Annotated in this window: 16 protein-coding genes; 1 reads left to right on the plus strand and 15 read right to left on the minus strand. The window is 61.4% G+C overall.

Features of this window, described 5'->3' with window-relative positions; translation table 11 throughout:
• Window positions 1–178: 178 nt before the first annotated feature.
• The 12 genes from ATY80_RS21775 to ATY80_RS21830 all read right to left on the minus strand — a co-directional run bounded on the left by ATY80_RS21775 (window position 179) and on the right by ATY80_RS21830 (window position 11,456).
• On the minus strand, window positions 179–1,114 hold the full coding sequence (locus ATY80_RS21775; RefSeq protein WP_088694386.1) for a lipid A biosynthesis lauroyl acyltransferase: 936 nt from the start codon (window positions 1,112–1,114) through the stop codon (window positions 179–181).
• A 4-nt stretch (window positions 1,115–1,118) separates the two neighbouring features.
• On the minus strand, window positions 1,119–2,147 hold the full coding sequence (locus ATY80_RS21780) for a zinc-binding dehydrogenase (RefSeq protein ID WP_088694387.1): 1,029 nt from the start codon (window positions 2,145–2,147) through the stop codon (window positions 1,119–1,121).
• A gap of 54 nt (window positions 2,148–2,201) precedes the next feature.
• Complete coding sequence (locus ATY80_RS21785) at window positions 2,202–3,488, minus strand: beta-ketoacyl-ACP synthase (RefSeq protein ID WP_088694388.1); 1,287 nt, start codon at window positions 3,486–3,488, stop codon at window positions 2,202–2,204.
• 11 nt (window positions 3,489–3,499) lie between these two features.
• Window positions 3,500–4,696, minus strand: a complete 1,197-nt coding sequence (locus ATY80_RS21790) for a beta-ketoacyl-ACP synthase (RefSeq protein ID WP_088694389.1) — start codon at window positions 4,694–4,696, stop codon at window positions 3,500–3,502.
• Complete coding sequence (locus tag ATY80_RS21795) at window positions 4,693–5,175, minus strand: 3-hydroxyacyl-ACP dehydratase FabZ family protein (protein WP_088694390.1); 483 nt, start codon at window positions 5,173–5,175, stop codon at window positions 4,693–4,695. Before ATY80_RS21795 ends, ATY80_RS21790 begins: the two co-directional genes overlap by 4 nt.
• Window positions 5,176–5,289: 114 nt before the next feature.
• Complete coding sequence (locus ATY80_RS21800) at window positions 5,290–5,568, minus strand: acyl carrier protein (RefSeq protein WP_007533215.1); 279 nt, start codon at window positions 5,566–5,568, stop codon at window positions 5,290–5,292.
• 171 nt (window positions 5,569–5,739) lie between these two features.
• Window positions 5,740–6,720, minus strand: coding sequence for an adenosylcobinamide-phosphate synthase CbiB (gene cbiB, locus ATY80_RS21805; protein ID WP_088694391.1), 981 nt, complete (start codon window positions 6,718–6,720; stop codon window positions 5,740–5,742).
• Window positions 6,717–7,718 (minus strand): threonine-phosphate decarboxylase CobD, encoded by a 1,002-nt coding sequence (gene cobD / locus ATY80_RS21810; protein WP_088694392.1) that lies wholly within the window; start codon window positions 7,716–7,718, stop codon window positions 6,717–6,719. The genes cbiB and cobD overlap by 4 nt, the downstream gene beginning before the upstream one ends.
• Window positions 7,715–9,022, minus strand: a complete 1,308-nt coding sequence (locus tag ATY80_RS21815; protein ID WP_088694393.1) for a cobyrinate a,c-diamide synthase — start codon at window positions 9,020–9,022, stop codon at window positions 7,715–7,717. Before ATY80_RS21815 ends, cobD begins: the two co-directional genes overlap by 4 nt.
• On the minus strand, window positions 9,019–9,861 hold the full coding sequence (gene cobA, locus ATY80_RS21820) for a uroporphyrinogen-III C-methyltransferase (protein ID WP_189637238.1): 843 nt from the start codon (window positions 9,859–9,861) through the stop codon (window positions 9,019–9,021). The genes ATY80_RS21815 and cobA overlap by 4 nt, the downstream gene beginning before the upstream one ends.
• Before the next feature lie 149 nt (window positions 9,862–10,010).
• Entirely contained in the window at window positions 10,011–10,961 is a 951-nt protein-coding gene (locus ATY80_RS21825) for a nucleoside hydrolase (protein WP_088694395.1), read from the minus strand.
• Window positions 10,962–11,036: 75 nt separating this feature from the next.
• Window positions 11,037–11,456 (minus strand): cobalamin biosynthesis protein, encoded by a 420-nt coding sequence (locus ATY80_RS21830; RefSeq protein ID WP_088694396.1) that lies wholly within the window; start codon window positions 11,454–11,456, stop codon window positions 11,037–11,039.
• Window positions 11,457–11,553: 97 nt separating this feature from the next.
• On the opposite strand from ATY80_RS21830, the gene ATY80_RS21835 reads away from it, so the two are divergent.
• The gene (locus ATY80_RS21835) at window positions 11,554–12,339 is read left to right on the plus strand and encodes a TSUP family transporter (protein WP_088694478.1); all 786 of its coding nucleotides are present in this window, start codon (window positions 11,554–11,556) and stop codon (window positions 12,337–12,339) included.
• Between the two features lie 43 nt (window positions 12,340–12,382).
• Here the strand turns inward: ATY80_RS21835 and ATY80_RS21840 are convergent, their stop codons facing one another.
• The 3 genes from ATY80_RS21840 to cobN are packed head-to-tail and all read right to left on the minus strand — an operon-like array spanning window position 12,383 to window position 17,227.
• A complete protein-coding gene (locus ATY80_RS21840; protein ID WP_088694397.1) occupies window positions 12,383–12,808 on the minus strand; it encodes an EamA family transporter in 426 nt (141 codons plus the stop codon).
• Window positions 12,808–13,440, minus strand: a complete 633-nt coding sequence (gene cobO, locus ATY80_RS21845; RefSeq protein WP_088694398.1) for a cob(I)yrinic acid a,c-diamide adenosyltransferase — start codon at window positions 13,438–13,440, stop codon at window positions 12,808–12,810. Before cobO ends, ATY80_RS21840 begins: the two co-directional genes overlap by 1 nt.
• Window position 13,441: 1 nt before the next feature.
• Window positions 13,442–17,227: a cobaltochelatase subunit CobN gene (cobN, locus tag ATY80_RS21850; protein ID WP_088694399.1), complete on the minus strand. Its 3,786-nt coding sequence runs from the start codon at window positions 17,225–17,227 to the stop codon at window positions 13,442–13,444.

A 17,227-nucleotide genomic window follows, 5' to 3' on the forward strand; every position in this document is an offset into this window, starting at 1 on the left:
TCCAAATGCATTCCGGAAGAGAATGCGACCGAGATCGGCCGAGCTTTGCTTCACGCAAGTTGAAACCGCGGACGCCTAGCCACTCGCCTTGATGGTAATCGGTAACATGACACACGTTCATATTCAATGAACGCATACCCCTGTTTTTCAATGATAAGATGTAGGGATCGGGTTGCGCTTACTTCAGCACGTCGTGCTTGATCTTCCAGCGGTCATGATACCAGAGCCACTGCTCGGGATATTGCCGCACCCAGCATTCGACCTTGTCGTTTAGAAGCTGCGCGGTCGCCACCATATCGAGATTGCCGTTCGCATCCCGAGGAATGTTGAGCTTCGGCTCGATTTCCAGCCGATAGCGATTTCCCGGAAGCCGGATACAGCGGGCCGGATAGACCTCGCAATTGAACTGACGGACGAGCTTTCCGAGCAATGGGTTGGTTTTGACATCGAGCCCGAAAAACGTCGTCTTCAGGCCCTTGCGGAACTTCTGGTCGACGAGGACGCCAACGCCCTGCCCCGCCTCCAGCTGCCGCGCCAAGGCGAAGGACGAGCCGGCGTGAGACGGCACCAGCTTGCCCATTCGTGCGCTGCGAAAATCGAAGACTTTCTGCGCGACATAGGGGTTGTTCGGTGGGCGGAAGAGCACGGAAACATGGAGACCAAATGCCGCGCCGGCCACCGGCAGCAGCTCGAAATTGCCCGTGTGCGCTGTGAAGACAATGAACGGCCGCTGATTTTCCAGCAGATCGATAAAAATCGGTATGCCCGACACCTCGACCCGGCCCGGCTCCTTGCGCAAATAGTCGAAATCGAACAGCCGGTCGAGAAACACGTACTCGGCGGCGAGACGTCCCATGTTCCCCCAGCTCGCCAACGCGATTTCCTGGATCTCCGCTTCGCTCTTTTCAGGAAAAGCGTTGCGCAGATTTGTGAGCATCAGCCGGTGGCGCTTCACGCGCGGGCCGAGTTTGCGTGTTAGCCAGTCCGCAAAGTTGATCGCACCGTCAGCCGGAAACAGCTTCAGGAAGTTCAGGAAACCGAACATCGCCTGGGCGATCAACCACTGGCGAAAGTGGATGAGGGCCAGCACGATTTTAGTGATGAAGAGCTTCAAGGGCTCAATCCATCTTGAGGATGATCTTGCCGAAGATCTGGCGCGTTTCCATCCGCTCCAGTGCGCGGTCGATGTCGTCGAAGCCGACTTCGGTATCGATGACTGGATGGACCAGCCCGCGGCCCATCTTTTGCATGGCGTTCGCCATGTTCTCCATGCGGCAGCCGAAGGAGCCGAGCAACTTCAGCTGCTGCTGGAAAAGCATCATCAGGTTCATGTCGGTGGAAACACCGGAGGTCGAGCCACAGGTGACGAGACGACCGCCGCGCTTCATCGACAGCATGGAGCCTGCCCACGTGTCCTTGCCGACGTGCTCGAAAACGACGTCGACGCCCTTCTTCTTGGTGAGCTTGCGCACGACGCCTTCAAAGCGGTCGGTGCGGTAGTTGATGACGTGATCAGCGCCGAGCGCCTTGGCCTTCTCGATCTTGTCATCGGAGCCGACGGTGGTGATAACCGTGCAACCGATCCTCTTGGCGAGCTGAATCGCCGCCGTACCGATGCCGGAACCGCCTGCGTGCACGAGGATGGTTTCCCCCGGCTCCAGCTTGGCGTTGTCGAACAGCATGTGCTCGACCGTTCCAAAGGTAACCGGAGCCAGTGCCGCGCCAATGGCATTAACGCCCGGAGGAGCGGGAACTAGCAGACGCGCCGGCAGGTTCACTTTCTCCTGCGCGAAACCGTCAAGATGGAAGCCGTGAACGCCGGAAACATGCTCACAGAGATTGTCACGTCCCTCGCTGCATGGCCGGCAGAGACCGCAGGTGCGTGCGCCATAGATCGACACGAGTTGGCCCGGCAGCACATTGGCGACACCCGGCCCGATCGTTTCGACAACGCCAGCAGCTTCCGCGCCGATTACCAGCGGCATCTTGCGCTTCGCGAACGCCATGCCGCGCCAGCCCCAGACGTCGATATGATTGAGAGCAACTGCCTTGACGCGCAGTGTAACCTCACCCGGGCCGGGAGCATCCGGTTCCGGAAGGTCGGTGATCTCAAGCTTGCGATCGTCAATCAGTTGCAAAGCGCGCATGGCAAAGTCCTTCGCCGCGAAGGCGTTCTATCTCGATGTTTTGTCGGGAACCGATTAAGCCGGTTCGAGTGCCATGACAAGGCTGGCATTCTGCCCGCCGAAGCCGAAGGAGTTGGAAAGCACGGCGTTGACCTGGCTCTCCCGCTTCTTGTTTGGCACCACGTCGATAACGATCGATGGATCGGGGTTTGTGTAGTTGATCGTTGGCGGCAGCGTGCCGGTCAGCATCGTCTGCAGCGAGAACACAGCTTCCACGGCTCCTGCGGCCGTCAACGTATGGCCGATCATCGACTTGTTCGACGACAGGGGAATGGACGCCATCCGTTCACCAAACACAGCCAGCATGGAGCCATATTCCATTTTGTCGTTCTCTGGCGTCGAGGTGCCGTGAGCGTTGATGTAGCCGATATCGCCCTCATCCATACCAGCATCGGCCAGCGCCGCACGGATCGTCGCGATCGCCGGTCCGCCGTCCGGAGACGAGCGGGTACGATGGAAGGAGTCGGCCTTTTCGCCAGCGCCCTTCATGATGCCGAGAACCTTCGCGCCGCGCGCGACGGCAGCCTCAAGCGACTCCAGTACCAGGGTCGCGGCACCTTCGGCGATGACGAAGCCATCGCGATCCTTGCTGAACGGCTTCGAAGCCTTCGTCGGCGGATCGTTCTGCGTGGAGAGAGCTGATAGCAGCGAGAAGCGGATCAGTGCCTCTGCGCTTACAGAACCGTCGGTCGCAACAGCCAGCGCCCGCGACGTGCGGCCCTGGCGGATTGCTTCGATACCGAGCTGGATTGCAGTTGCGCCGGATGCGCAGGCGGTCGACAGCGTCACAGGCAGGCCACGCGTGCCGAAGCGATCGGCCAAGCGCTCGGAAATCGCACCGAACAGCGATGCTTCGTGGAATGCAGCGTCAGGACGCAGGCGCATGGCTGCCAGGAACCGGTCGTAGGCATCGCCGGCATGATCGGCCGGCGGCGAGCGGTCGGCGAGATCAAAGCGCGCGCTCCATTCCGGTTCGATCGGCGGCGCAGCCAGGAACAGCGGACCGTCGAAATCACCGCTGATACCAGCATCGGCGAGCGCTTCAATTGTAGTCTCCCGCGCGAACGCATAGGAGCGTTCGACCGCGTTGGCGACCGGAATATCGATGAAGTCAACCGTGCCGGCAATGCGCGTCGAAAGACCCTCGGTCGGGAAGCGTTTGATCGCGTGAATACCAGAGGTCCCGGCGGTGAGTGCCGACCAGTTGTCCTTCAGGCCCTGCCCCAGCGAGGTGATGATACCCACACCCGTCACTGCGACGATCGGACGGCCGAGATGATCCTTGTAAGCCGAATCTTTCATTTGCACACCCCTCACGCTTCCGCGGAAAGAACCGCGACGCCTTCGCCGCGCTGATGACCGACTGTCGTAACGATAGCTGCCTTGGTCGCGGCCGCCATCGGCTTCTCGTGGGCCGGGTCGAAAACCGGAACCTTAGCCTTGCTGTCGACGGCCAACGCCGCCAGCGTCAGACCGAGCGTGAAATGTGCCTCAAGACCGTGGCCGGTGACGCCGCCGAAACCGCGGACAGCCGCACCGGGCAAATGACGTTCGAGGACAGCCCTTTCGCGCCCGGCAAGGTCGGGAATACCTGTGGAGCCGGAGAAGATCGCGGTGCTTTCCGGCGAAAGGTCAGAGGCGGTTTCCAGCAGCCGCCCGAGGCGCTTCTCGAGCTTGCCGACATCGCGCTTGCCACGATCGCCTTCGATCGACGAAATCGATGCGTAGATGTGCGCGCCGCGTGCTTCGGCATGGGCACGCGATTCCAGCACGAGGAACGCGCCAACCGAGCCCGAAATGACGCCGCCTTGATCGCGCGACCAGAGAGGCTGCCAGTCGTCGCGGGAGTAGACGTTGATGGCTTCGAACAAAAGCACCATGTCCAGGCGCTCCGCTGAATAGGCGCCACCGACCAGCGCGTGCGTCGATTCGCCCGACTTGATGCGATAGAAGGCCGTCTCAACAGCGGAAATGCCAGCGGATTCCTCGCCCATGAAGGTCCTCGAAGAACCGGTGACCTTGTGGACGATGGAAATGTTACCGGCCAGCAGGTTCGAAAGCTGAGCCAGGAACAGCGTCGGCCGCAGCTCCGTTGTGAGCTTCTCATTCAGGAGAGCCTCGCGGTCGTTGCGCTTCAGGCCCTCGTCAACGATCAGCGTATCGACGTTGATATCGCGCTCGCCGCCACCTGCCGCGACGATCATGTCCATGGTGCCGCAGGCTTCCGCATCATCCTTGAAGCCGGCATCATCGAGTGCGAGCCCGGCGGCGAAAACACCGATGCGCTGCCAGTTTTCCATCTGCCGCTGATCGCCGCGCTTGGCGATCTGCTGCGACCAGTCGATCTCCGGAAGCGGATGGACCGGATACGGCTTGAACTTCTCAAGCTCGACCACTGTCTGCGGCGCGCCCTCGGCGTTGAGCAGTGCGATATGCGGCTCCTTGCCAACGCCCTGGCACGTTACAATGCCGACGCCCGTGATCACGACATCATTCTGAGCCTTGCTCATCCATTCACTCCCTGTGCAGCGATCGCATCCATCAGGCCAACTTCACCGGCACGCTTCTTGACGATATCTCCAAGCGGAACCTCGCTGAAGGGCATGGTCCTGAGCTTCAGCTGCGCATCGCAAACCTTCTTGCCGCCGCTTGTGATCTTGGCCTTGGTTACAGCAAATCCCGAACCGTCGTGCTCCAGAAACGCCTCGATCTCAAGCACCGCCTCTGGTTCCACGAAGGTACGCATCTTGGCGCCGTCGACGGACATCAGGAATGGCATGACAGTGAAATCGGTAGCTGCGAGCACGAGCATGCCCGACGCTTGCGCCATCGTTTCGATCAGCAACACGCCGGGAACCAGGGGCATGCCGGGAAAATGACCTTCGAAGACCGGGCTCTTCGCCGGCACGACTGAGCGCGCCTTGAGCGTCCCCTTCTGAAGGTCGACCGCCTCGATGCGGTCAATCATCTGGAAGTATTCCAGTAGCATCGAATCCTCCGGCCACAAGGACACCTTGCCCTGCGGCTAGGCCTACTTAGGAACGAAACCGCCCGGCCGCCATGGTTAACAGCGGCAGGGCGGAGAAAAAGATGACGGTGCCGGTCAGGCCTTGGCGGCGCGCAGCTCGTCGATCTTGGCACAGAGGTTCTTCAGCACGAAATATTCTTCCGTCGAAACCTTGCCCTCGTTGACTTCCTGCGTCCACTTCTCGAGCGGGATCTTGATGCCGAATTCCTTGTCGATCGCAAAGACGATATCGAGGAAGTCGAGGCTGTCGATACCGAGGTCGTCGATCGTATGGCTTTCCGGCTTGATCGTATCGCGATCGATCTCGCTGGTTTCTGCAATGATGTCGGCAACTTTATCGAATGTGGCGGTCACGCACTTACCTCTTGAAATGACGAGTTAACCCTCCTCATAGGCAAATCCATTTCAAAAAGCCAATGCTTTCCGCCGTCTCGGCATGCAATTTGCAGGACCAGTGTTGCTTAAACAGCAAAGCACAACGAAGCGTTTGCTGGCCGCGCATGAGCGGAGCACTTCCGCTCACGCCTAGAGCAGAAGCAGGAAAAGGACCAGGGCGGCCGCGGCAAGGATCGAGCAGCTTGCATAGAAGACCGAGACGCCATCTTCGATATCGACGACCGTTGCCGTATCGCGCCCGCCACCATTGATCATCGGCTCCATGACAACAACCCCGGAATACACGCGCGGCCCGGCGAGCTGCACATTCAGAGCCCCGGCCATCGCCGCCTCCGGTCGCCCGGAATTCGGCGACCGATGCAGTCCGCCGTCCCGCACGGCAACGCGCAGTGCCTCCTGAAAGGCGGTGCGGCCTCGGCGCAACCACGCTCCAGCAGCGATCAACAAAATCGAGAGGCGCGCTGCCGGCCAGTTGGCGAAGTCGTCCAGGCGCGCCGCCGCCCAACCGAAATCGGCATATCTATCGGACTTGTGGCCGATCATCGAATCCGCCGTGTTCAGCATCTTGTAGGCAAACAAGCCGGGCAAGCCGAAAACTGCGTACCAGAGGGCCGGAGCAACCACGCCATCTGAGAAATTCTCGGCCAGGCTCTCGATCGCCGCACGGCAGACGGCTGGCTCGTCGAGGGTTTCCGGATCACGCCCAACGATTCGCGAAACGGCCAGCCGGCCACCGCTGATGCCTCCGGTTTTCAGCCCGGCGGCAACAGCCTCCACATGATCGGCAAGGCTCTTCTGTGCCATGAATACTGCAACGCAAATCACCTCCAGCAGAATTCCGGCCAAACCAAACAGCGAGAAAAGCCAATGCAGCGCGACACCCGCAACGGCACTGAGGATCAAGAGACCGGCAATCGACCAGACGCCGTTGCGACGCCGTTCGCGCTTGTGAAACTCATCACGATTGAACATCCGGTCGACGCGGGAGATCGCGTTTCCAAACAGCACGACCGGGTGCTGCAGGCGCATCCACAAGGCATCCGGATCACCGACAATCCGATCCAGCAAAAGGGCAAGAACCAGCACGAGAAGGTTATGGTCAAGCATCATGATGTGAAACTCTGCAGTGCATAGGAAAGCCGTTGGTCGCCAGCCGCGTCAGGAACGAGACCGAAACGCAACCAGCGCGGCTCATAGTCGAACTTGCGGACCAGAATATGATGCCGGCAAAGATGCCGGTGCAAGTCGGCGGCGTGCCCGTGTTCGACAAGCGCAAACAGATCGCTCCTGCCGACGATGCGCAAGCTGCCTTGCTCGAGCGTAGTGCGCAACGCGCTGGCCCTTTCCGATAGCCTACGCTGTATCGGGGCAACATCTGACGCGAAAAGGTCTGTTGCGATCGAAAGCGCCGGACCTGACACCGCCCATGGCCCAAGCAGGTCTTCGACGCGCTTCAGGATCGGCTGCACCGCGAGGACAAACCCCAGGCGTAATCCTGCCAGTCCGAAGAACTTGCCGAAAGAACGGGAGATGAGAACGTTCGCCAGCCGCGGGGCAAAAGGCGCCAAGCTTAACTGCGGGCATGTGTCCCCGAAGGCTTCGTCCACGATGACAACACCTCCCCTGGCCTCCATCTCTTTGCTGAATGCGACGAGTCTCTCGGGAGAGTAAAAGCGACCGGTGGGGTTGTTCGGATTGACGATGACGACAATTGCGTGATCGGCTGCGACGTCATCAAGGCCGGCGACAAGATCAACGGAGCGACCTGCCCTCCTGAACGCGCGCTCATATTCGCCGTAGGTCGGCCCCAGAATTGCTACCCGTCCGGCAACCTCGAAGAGCCGCGGCAACAGCTGGATCACGGATTGCGTACCGGGAACAGGAAGCGGGAAAATGTCACCACTGCGATAGTAGCCCTGTGCCGCAACGCGCGCCCGATCGGCCAGATAGGTGTCAGGCAGGCGATGCCAGGCACGCATCGGCACGTCTGGGAGTGGAACGGGGCACGGATTGATCCCCGTCGAAAGATCAAGCCAATGTTCAAGCTCGCCGCCGTAGATTGCAGCCGCAGCCGTGATGCCGCCGCCGTGAACGATCGGAGCATTCATCTTGTCCCCTCGGCAAGGTCAATCAGGTGCATGTAGGATCCCGCAACCTGGCCACGCTGGAGGCCCGCTTGCCCGAGATCATTGCCCAACGCGTCCGTCACCTGAAAAACGCGATCGGCTTCCCCTTCGGAAACCACCGCCGAATAGTGAAACTCGTGTGCCGTCATGGGCTTTTCGAAGTAGGACGAGTTCAACGGTCTCACGCGCCGATAGCCAAGGTGACGTTTGCGTTCCTCATAACTCGTGACGACAGGCAGGAGACCGAGCATTTCGTGACGCTTGCCGGTGCCGTCTATGAGGCCTTCACCTAGAACCATGTATCCGCCGCACTCACCGTAGATTCGCACGCCCTTGCCCGCTGCATCGATAAGCTTTGCCCTGAAATTGCTCGCAGCGGCGATCCGCCCTGGATGCAACTCCGGATAGCCGCCCGGAAGATAGATGGCGTCTGCCGTCGAATCCGGTGCCTCATCGGCAAGCGGTGAGAAGAAACTGATCTCCGCGCCGCGTCGACGCCAACCAAGCAACATATGCTCGTAGGAAAAGGCGAAGGCGATGTCGCGGGCCACGGCGATCCTGCTGCCGAGCGGCCGCAGCCGCGCAATGTTCGCCGTCGACGGACGGTTCAGGCCTTGGCGCGCAATGCGCAGCAGGAATTCGAAATTGCATTCTTCCGATATGGCATCCGCCGCATGCTCGATGAAGCTCTCAAGCATCTGATGCTCTCCCGCCTGAACAAGGCCGAGATGCCTTTCGGGAAGGGCAATGTCATTGTCGCGGCGGACGACGGCAACGATCGGCATGCGGATCGCTTCGAGCGCCTTGCGAAGCATCATCTCATGGCGTTCACCGCCGACCTTGTTAAGGATCACGCCGGCGATACGGACATCGGCACGGAAGCCCGCAAATCCTGTCACCAGCGCCGCCACCGACTGCGACATATGCGAGGCATCGACGACGAGCACCACGGAAAGCCCAAGCATGGCGGCTAGATCGGCCGCAGTCCCTTTGCCGTCGGTCGCACCATCGAAGAGCCCCATCATCGCTTCGATGATGAGAATGCGGTCGCCAGAGCGATGCAGGGTCGCATTGGCGGCGATCAGTTCCGGGCGCATCGCCCACGGGTCGAAGTTGAGACAGGCAACGCCGCTCGCCGCCGCGTGAAAGGCCGGGTCGATATAGTCTGGGCCAGCCTTGCCGGGGGCGATCGCGACACCGCGTTTGCGAAGTGCGCGCAAAAGCCCCAGCGTCACCGTCGTCTTGCCCGATCCGGAAGAAGGGGCTGCAATCAACAAACCGCTCATGCCGTCTCCCTGCTGTTCGAGTCTTGGAACGGATCAGGGCGCAATCTGCGTCCCGCGAGTGCGCCCAGCCAATCAAGCGACTGACGCAGCCGCACGACCTCCCCGATCACGACGATCGCCGGCGGTTCGAGGCCGGAAGCAGCGACAGCGGAAGGCGCTTCGCCGAGCGTCGTTTCCAGGACCTGCTGGTCGCCGGTCGATGCGTTGCAGACGAAGGCGACAGGCTCCATCGGGGAGCGCCCTGCGGCAATCAGGTTCCTGCTGATCTGCGCGATATGCTTCATCGCCATATAGATGACGATCACAGGCGAGCCCTTGCCGATGGCTTCCCAATTGATGGCATCCGGCACGATGCCCGAAGAATCGTGCCCCGTCAGGAATGTCACTGCATGGTTGACATCCCTATGCGTCACCGGAATGCCGGCATAGGCCAGCCCGCCGATACCTGCGGTAATACCGGGCACGATGCGGAACGGGACATTGTGCTCGACCAGCGTCAACGCCTCCTCGCCACCCCGCCCGAAGACGAAGGGATCGCCTCCCTTGAGACGCAAGACCCGCTTTCCGGCACGGGCGAGTTCGACAAGCCGCAGCGAAATGTCGCGCTGCTTGGCGGACGGCTTGCCACCACGCTTTCCCGCATATTCAAGCAGAGCGTCGGGCCGTGCGAGTTTCAGGCAGTCGGCATTCACCAGCGCGTCGTGAACGACCACGTCCGCCTCCGCCAGGCCCTTGGCGGCAAGAAGCGTGAGCAGTCCGGGCTCGCCCGGACCTGCACCAACAAGCCAGACGCTGCCCGGCTCAAGAGCCGGCAGATGTGAAAACGCAGCTTCGATCATTGGCATGATCTATGCCCCGTCGCTGGCAAGGTCAACGCCGCTGATCGGGCGGAAGCGAGATGTGAAGACACGCCTGCTCCAACCATTCTATCGCGCGCGATCGTTCCTTGTGATTCGCGCTCCGTGGTCCGTGTAACGAGACCCAATCCTCACGTCCGCAGAAGGGTATCGCGTATGAGATCGATGACGTTCTCGGATTCGATGCCGGTACAGACAACCTGGTTTGGCAGGCCATCCCAGTCGCCAGGCGGAAAGCGACGGCCGTCCGGCTTCACGATCGTCTGTCCATCCGCAATCCCGCCGCAAACGACTCGCACCGCGCCGCTGATGGTCGAGAACAGCTCGGGCGCTACGACATAGACGCAAGCGCAGCTGTCGTGAACCATCATGCCGTCTTCGACGGCGTGCTTGTAGAAGTCGATGTAGTCCTGCGAGAGATCGTTCAGCAGCTTGACTGCCCTGTTGCCCTTGGCGGCAACGTCGGCAAGATAACTGCGGCTCATTGTCGTGATCGCGGTCACGTCGAGGCCGATAACGGCAACCTTCCAGGCCGCAGTCAGAACGATGTCGGCGGCCTCGGGATCGCCGTGGATATTGGCTTCGGCCACCGGCGACACGTTGCCCGGAACATAGAAGTTGCCGCCCATGATGACGACGTCCTTCACGAGCCCGGCGATCTCCGGGTCTTCCTTGAGCGCCATCGCCAGGTTGGTCATACGGCCGACGGCAACCAGCCTGACTTCGCCCGGATTGGCGCGAACCGTATCGATAATGAAGCGATGGGCAGGACGCGGATCGATCGGCAGGTCGATGGTTTCGGGCACCTCGATGTTGCCGAGGCCGTTTTCGCCGTGCACGAAGGTCGGCCACGCCCTTTCCTCGCGGGTCGCATCCACGGTCACGCTGGCGCCCTTGGCAACGGGCGCAGGAATGTTCCATTCGCGCTTCAGGAACAGCGCGTTGCGTGTCGTCGTCTCCACCGACGCGTTGCCGAAGACGGTCGTGATACCGATCAGGTCGATCTCGGGATGGCGGTGCAGGAAGAGCAGAGCCATTGCATCATCGACGCCCGGATCCGTGTCATAAATGACCTTGTGCATGAGTGTGTGCCTCTTTTCGTTATTGTCGCAGGGCAGCCGGACGGCGCCGCGAAGTCGGCGCCACCATAGCGCCCGCTAATCTTTCTGCAACAGGGCACACGCAATGGATGCCGTCGCGCGCTGCGACTTGATTTTCGGAACAACCAACGCCGCATGCGGTCCAATCGCTGCCAGCGCCGCGGATTCCGCGACCCCATGACACCCCACCCGGGCGAAGACGATCGTCGAAGGATTTTTCAGCCTCGGCGTTTCCTCTTCGAGCCGCAGCGCACTGAAGAAAAGGAGTGGCGCCCCAAGGTCACGTGCCAACCCAAGGATCGCGGGCTCGTTGCCGCGCGTGTCGATGGATGCGACGCCCGCAAGCTCACCCGGGCTGATGCCAGCCGCCGCCAGCGCCGCACTGGCAAGCTCGGTTACCTCGTCTTGCGGCGTTCCACGCTCGCAGCCGATGCCGAGCACGTACCGGCGCAATCCATCGAATACATTTCCAGTCATGTGCGACAATGAAACCCGCCCCCGTGTCCACCAAGCCATTGCAGCATGGGGCTGGAAATGCAACATGCGCCGCGTCCACGTTCCAGAGTTTCCCTCCTTGTCCGATCTTGCCCCTCATCTCATCTTCATGCTGGCCGCGGCCGGCTTTTTTGCTGGCTTTGTCGATTCCATTGCCGGCGGCGGGGGCTTGATTACCGTCCCGGCGATGCTGATCGCGGGTATTCCGCCGCTGCAAACACTCGGCACCAACAAGGTACAGTCCGTATTCGGGGCAGCCTCCGCGACGATCGCCTATGCCCGAAAGGGACATGTTCACCTACGCACCCAGCTGCCGATGGCGCTGATGGCAATCTTCGGCGGCTCCCTTGGCGCTGCCTTGGCAACGATCGTGCCGGGCGACCTGTTGCGCGCGATCATGCCGGTCCTTCTGGTGGCAATCGCACTCTATTTTGCGCTGAAGCCGAACCTCGGCGATGTCGACAAGCATCGCCGCATCACGCCCTTCGTTTTCGGGCTTACGCTGGTACCGGCCATCGGATTTTACGACGGTGTCTTTGGTCCCGGCACGGGATCGTTCTTCATGCTGTCGTTCGTCTCGCTCGCCGGCTTCGGTATGCTGAAGGCGACGGCGCACACCAAACTGTTGAATTTCGGCTCCAATGTCGGCGCTCTCATCGTCTTCGTTTCCTTCGGCGCGATCATTTGGAAGATCGGGCTGATGATGGGCGTCTGCCAGTTCCTGGGCGCGCAGCTAGGCTCGCGCCTTGCGATGCGCACGGGCGCGCGCCTGATCAAGCCGCTGCTCGTCATCGTCTGCATCGCCTTCACGATCAAGCTTCTGGCCGATCCAGCCAATCCGATCCGCGTCTGGCTCGAGATCTGATATTGGCGACCCACCTCGCGTAAATTGCACGCGCCGGAAACGCTTAGAATAGAGCTAGCAGCAGCGCCCCACCAGCAATCAGGCCCACGCCGAGCCAGTTCATGAGGTTCAGCTTCTCACCGAGGAAGACGACGCCGAAAACCGCGACGAGAACGATCGAAAGCTTGTCGATCGGGGCGACGCGTGCAGCATCGCCGATCTTCAATGCGCGGAAATAGGCAAGCCAGGAGGCGCCGGTCGCCGCCCCCGAAAGGCAGAGGAACAGCCACGTCTTGCCTGAAATGCTGGAGAACGGCTGCCACTGCCCGGTTGCCGCGACAATGGCGCTGATGATGAAGACGATAACAACGGTGCGGATCAGGGTGGCGAGATCGGAATTGATGCCGGCAACGCCGATCTTCGCAAAGATCGCCGTCAATGCGGCGAAAGCCGCCGAAAGCACCGCCCAGAAAACCCAGCTCTGCGTCATCAGAACTCCACGCCCGGCTGCCCCTTGATGCCCGAGCGGAAGGGATGCTTGATAAGCTCCATCTCGGTCACGAGATCGGCGATCTCGATCAGTTCGTCCTTGGCGTTGCGCCCGGTCAGAACGACATGAGTCATATACGGCTTCTCGTTCTTCAGAAACTCCACGACCTCGTTGATATCGAGGTAATCATAACGCAACGCGATGTTGATCTCGTCGAGCAGCACCATCGAATTGCGCTCGTCGCGGATCAGTTCCTTCGCCCTCTCCCAAGCAGCGCCGGCCGCCGCGACATCGCGAGCGCGATCCTGCGTCTCCCAGGTGAAGCCCTCGCCCATGGTGTGGAACTGGCAGACATCGGAAAAGTGCTTTTCGATCAGGTCGCGCTCCCCGGTCCACATCGCGCCCTTGATGAACTGCACGACGGCCGAAGGCTTGCCGTGCGCGATATGCCGGAAGATCATTCCGAAGGCGGACGACGACTTACCCTTGCCCTTGCCAGTATGGACGATGATCAGGCCCTTTTCGTCCGTCTTCGTCGCCATGATCTTGTCGCGGGCGGCCTTCTTCTTCGCCATCTTCTCGGCGTGGCGGGCGTCGTCGTGGCCAGCGGCTTCGGTGGTTTCGTCGGTCATCTCAATATTCCCCGGATGTAAGCTTGCCTTGATGCAAGCCGAATGTGTCTGAAAGGTCGAACCGCGCCGAATTGCTGCGCGGCGTCCAGAGGCTGCGATCGATCGCTTCCAGCAGCCGCTCCTTCATGTCGGCGAAGGCGGCCGGGTTTTTCTCGATCATGAAATCGCGGACCTCAGGATCCACCACGAAAGCCTGGTAGACAGCTTCGAAGTGATGGTTGCCAACGGCACCCGTCGTCGCCGAGAAGGCAAAGAGGTAATCGACGGTAGCGGCGATCTCGAAGGCCCCCTTGTAGCCATGGCGCATGACGCCATCGATCCACTTCGGATTGACAACGCGGCCACGCACGACACGCCCGATCTCTTCTTCCAGCGACCTGATCACCGGCTTCTCCGGCCTCGAATGATCGTTGTGATAGATCGATGGCCGATCGCCCGCCAGCATTTCGGCCGCAGCCGCCATCCCGCCCTCGAACTGGTAATAGTCGTCGCTGTCGAGAAGATCGTGTTCGCGATTGTCCTGGTTCTGCACGACCGCTTGGATCGAGCGCAGCCGCTCTTCGAAGACGCCGCGCTCCGCCCGGCCCTCTTCGCCGGCGCCATAAGCGTAGCTTCCCCAGACAAGGTAGGCTTCTGCCAGATCGGCGCGACGCTCCCACCCCTTCTCATCGATCAGCGCTTGCAGACCAGCACCGTAGGCGCCAGGCTTCGAGCCGAAGACGCGGTAGCCGGCGCGGCGAACAGCTTGCGCCGCATCCAATCCCGCCTTTTCGAGACGGGCAGCCTCGCCGCCCATCCGCTCCGCAATCGGATTGTCGATAGCATCCTCTTCCAGCGCCCCGACGGCGCGGATTGCCTTGTCGAACAGAGCGATCTGCTCCGGAAAGGCGTCCCGGAAGAAGCCGGAGATACGCAATGTCACATCGACGCGCGGCCGACGCAGCAGCGCGGGCGGAATGATTTCATAGCCGGTGACGCGCCGCGAGGTCATGTCCCACACCGGCTTCACGCCGATCAGGGCGAGCGCCTGGGCGATATCGTCGCCGCCGGTGCGCATATTCGAGGTGCCCCAGGCGGTCAGGCCAAAGGAGACCGGCCATTCACCGTGATCCTGCACGTAGCGGCGGATCAGCAGCTCCGCGGACTTCTTCCCGAGCTCGTAGGCCGCCGGCGTCGGCACGGCCCGGCTGTCGACCGAGTAGAAATTCCGTCCGGTCGGCAGCACGTCCGGTCGGCCCCGCGTCGGAGCCCCAGATGGTCCCGGCGCTACGAAACGCCCGTCGAGCCCTCGAAGCAGGCCTTCGATCTCATCAGTCCCGCAGGCCAGAATGGCAGGCTTGAGCCGCGTTTCGATCTCCGCAAGAACAGCGTGAGTGGCCTCCCAACCTTCCGGGCAAGAAAACTCGCCGGCAACCAGCCGCGCCGCAAGCAGTTCGATCCGCTCGACGGCATCGCCGTTCGTTCTCCAGATCGCGTCCGTAGCGCTTGCGAGAACGTCAGGGAACGGCCCGGTCCAGACTCCGGCCATGTCGCAATCGAGCGGGTCGAACTCGGATCCGAGATCCGCCGCAATCGCACGCTGAAGACTACGATCGCCACCCTGTCCGAGCCCGCGCGGAACCCGCGCCAGCGCGACCGTCAAATCCGTCAGCAGCCGGCCCTGCGGCGAGACGCCGAAAACATGCAGGCCGTCGCGAATCTGCATCTCCTTGAGATCGCAGAGGTAGGCGTCGAGTTTCTTCAATGCCTCGGTCTCGCTTTCCCCCTTGTCGATGCCGGCATCGCGATCGAGGCCTATGTCCGCCACGAGATCGAGGATCTGCTTGCTGAGAAGCCGGATCCGGCGCGGATCGCCGCCCGAAGCCTCGTAATATTCGTCGACCAGCGCCTCCAGATCCTTCAGCGGCCCGTAGCTCTCTGCACGCGTCAGCGGCGGCGTCAGGTGATCGATGATGACAGCAGCAGAACGACGCTTTGCCTGCGTTCCCTCACCCGGATCGTTGACGATGAAGGGATAGAGATGCGGCATGGGGCCAAGGATGGCTTCCGGGTAGCACTCCTCTGACAGCGCCAGCGCCTTACCGGGCAACCATTCGAGATTGCCATGCTTGCCCATATGAATAACGGCGTGAGCGCCGAACTCATGGCGAAGGAAGGCATAGAAGGCGAGATAGCCATGCGGTGGCACAAGATCCGGCGAATGGTAGCTCTCCTTCGGATCGATATTGTAGCCGCGTGCCGGCTGGATGCCCACCAGCACCTCCCCAAGCCGCATGAACGGCAGCGCAAACGCGCTGTCCACGACATAGGGATCGGCCTCGGGCGCACCCCAACGCACGCCGATTTCATCCTGAATCTTTTTCGGAAGTTTTACGAAGAAGGCTTTGTAACGACTCAAGGAAAGCGATTCGCGGACAAGCTTGCCGTCGCTGCCCGAGTTTGTCGGCCCTTCCATCAGACGCTGGATCAGCTGATCGCCATCCGCAGGTACATCTGAAACCGCATAGCCGGCGGCACGCATGGCTTTCAGCACCTCGACAGTACCCGCCGGCGTGTCTAGTCCGACGCCGTTGCCGAGCCTGCCATCACGGTTCGGATAGTTCGCCAGAACAAGCGCGACGCGCCTCTCACTGGCGGCGGTGGTGCGCAGCTTCGCCCAATTGGCGGCAAGCCTGGCGGTATAGCGCATCCGTTCGATATCGGGTTCGCTACCGACAATGTTGGCCTCGACCCTCGCGTCGTAGCGGGCCGCCGATTTGAAGGAGACCGCACGAGAGAGCACCCGACCGTCCACTTCGGGCAGCGCGACGTTCATGCCAAGATCACGCGCCGAGAGCCCTTGCGAGGACGCCGCCCACGCCTGACGTGACGATGCCGAAAAGATCGCCTGAAGCACGACGGCATCATTGGCCTCGAGCACCGTCGGCTCGCGATCCGCGCCCGGCGCCGACACGGCAAAGCCTGTCGTGTTGATCACCACCGCGGGCTTGATGACATCAAACACGCTTTCCAGAATGCCCTTCGACACCGGATCCTTGAGGCTGTAGGCGAATACCGGCAACGGCCGGATGCCTTCCGAAAGCAGCGTGTCGACAAGCGCTTCGACCGGCCTTGTCTCGCCGCTTTGCACAAGCGCGCGATAGAAGCTGATAGCGACCGTCGGGAGACGCGAGCTTTCCCGAGGTGAGCGAAGCCGCTCGTCGCAGGCCGCCGCCCTCCACTCGTCGACCCCAAGCACGCCCTTGCCCGGCCACCATATGCCGGCCTTCATCAGCGGCGATGCAGCTTCCGGCTTTTCCGCGCCAGACAGCATCGCACCGGCATAGGCGAGAAATGCCCGCGAATTGGCGTCGCCACCCTCGATGAGATAGGCCCAAAGCGCGTTCAGATCCTCAAGCGGAACATTCGAAAACGGCGTCAAACCCGCATCGGGCTTCGAATCTCCCGGCAACACCGCGATCAGCGCGCCGGTTCGCGCCGCGGCGGCATGGAGCGCTTCCAGTGCGTAGTGGAAGTAGCTGGCACCACCCAGCGCCCTGACGACGATCAGCTTCGCATGACGAGCTGTCCGCTCCACATAGGCATCGACCGACATCGGATGCTTGAGGCTCATCAGGCTTGCGAGCCGCAGCGAGAATCCGGCCCCCGCTTCGTCGTAAGCTGCGGCCATCGCTGCGAGTTCGGTATCGGCAGCCGACAGGAACAGGACATCGCCGGGAGACTGACCAAGATCGATCGCCTCCTCGCCGTCGCTGATCGTTCCCTGCTGTGCCAGAAGCAGATGCAT

Source organism: Rhizobium sp. R711 (assembly GCF_002211365.1).
In the GTDB taxonomy this organism is placed as follows: Bacteria; Pseudomonadota; Alphaproteobacteria; order Rhizobiales; family Rhizobiaceae; genus Rhizobium.

Excerpts from the sequence above, each read along its gene's own strand:
- ATY80_RS21785 (WP_088694388.1), bottom strand. The coding sequence starts at position 3,488 with ATGAAAGATTCGGCTTACAAGGATCATCTCGGCCGTCCGATCGTCGCA.
- ATY80_RS21830 (WP_088694396.1), bottom strand. The coding sequence starts at position 11,456 with ATGACTGGAAATGTATTCGATGGATTGCGCCGGTACGTGCTCGGCATC.
- cobA (WP_189637238.1), bottom strand. The coding sequence starts at position 9,861 with ATGATCGAAGCTGCGTTTTCACATCTGCCGGCTCTTGAGCCGGGCAGC.
- ATY80_RS21780 (WP_088694387.1), bottom strand. The coding sequence starts at position 2,147 with ATGCGCGCTTTGCAACTGATTGACGATCGCAAGCTTGAGATCACCGAC.
- ATY80_RS21825 (WP_088694395.1), bottom strand. The coding sequence starts at position 10,961 with ATGCACAAGGTCATTTATGACACGGATCCGGGCGTCGATGATGCAATG.
- ATY80_RS21840 (WP_088694397.1), bottom strand. The coding sequence starts at position 12,808 with ATGACGCAGAGCTGGGTTTTCTGGGCGGTGCTTTCGGCGGCTTTCGCC.
- cobO (WP_088694398.1), bottom strand. The coding sequence starts at position 13,440 with ATGACCGACGAAACCACCGAAGCCGCTGGCCACGACGACGCCCGCCAC.
- cobD (WP_088694392.1), bottom strand. The coding sequence starts at position 7,718 with ATGAATGCTCCGATCGTTCACGGCGGCGGCATCACGGCTGCGGCTGCA.
- ATY80_RS21790 (WP_088694389.1), bottom strand. The coding sequence starts at position 4,696 with ATGAGCAAGGCTCAGAATGATGTCGTGATCACGGGCGTCGGCATTGTA.
- cobN (WP_088694399.1), bottom strand. The coding sequence starts at position 17,227 with ATGCATCTGCTTCTGGCACAGCAGGGAACGATCAGCGACGGCGAGGAG.
- ATY80_RS21815 (WP_088694393.1), bottom strand. The coding sequence starts at position 9,022 with ATGAGCGGTTTGTTGATTGCAGCCCCTTCTTCCGGATCGGGCAAGACG.
- ATY80_RS21795 (WP_088694390.1), bottom strand. The coding sequence starts at position 5,175 with ATGCTACTGGAATACTTCCAGATGATTGACCGCATCGAGGCGGTCGAC.
- cbiB (WP_088694391.1), bottom strand. The coding sequence starts at position 6,720 with ATGATGCTTGACCATAACCTTCTCGTGCTGGTTCTTGCCCTTTTGCTG.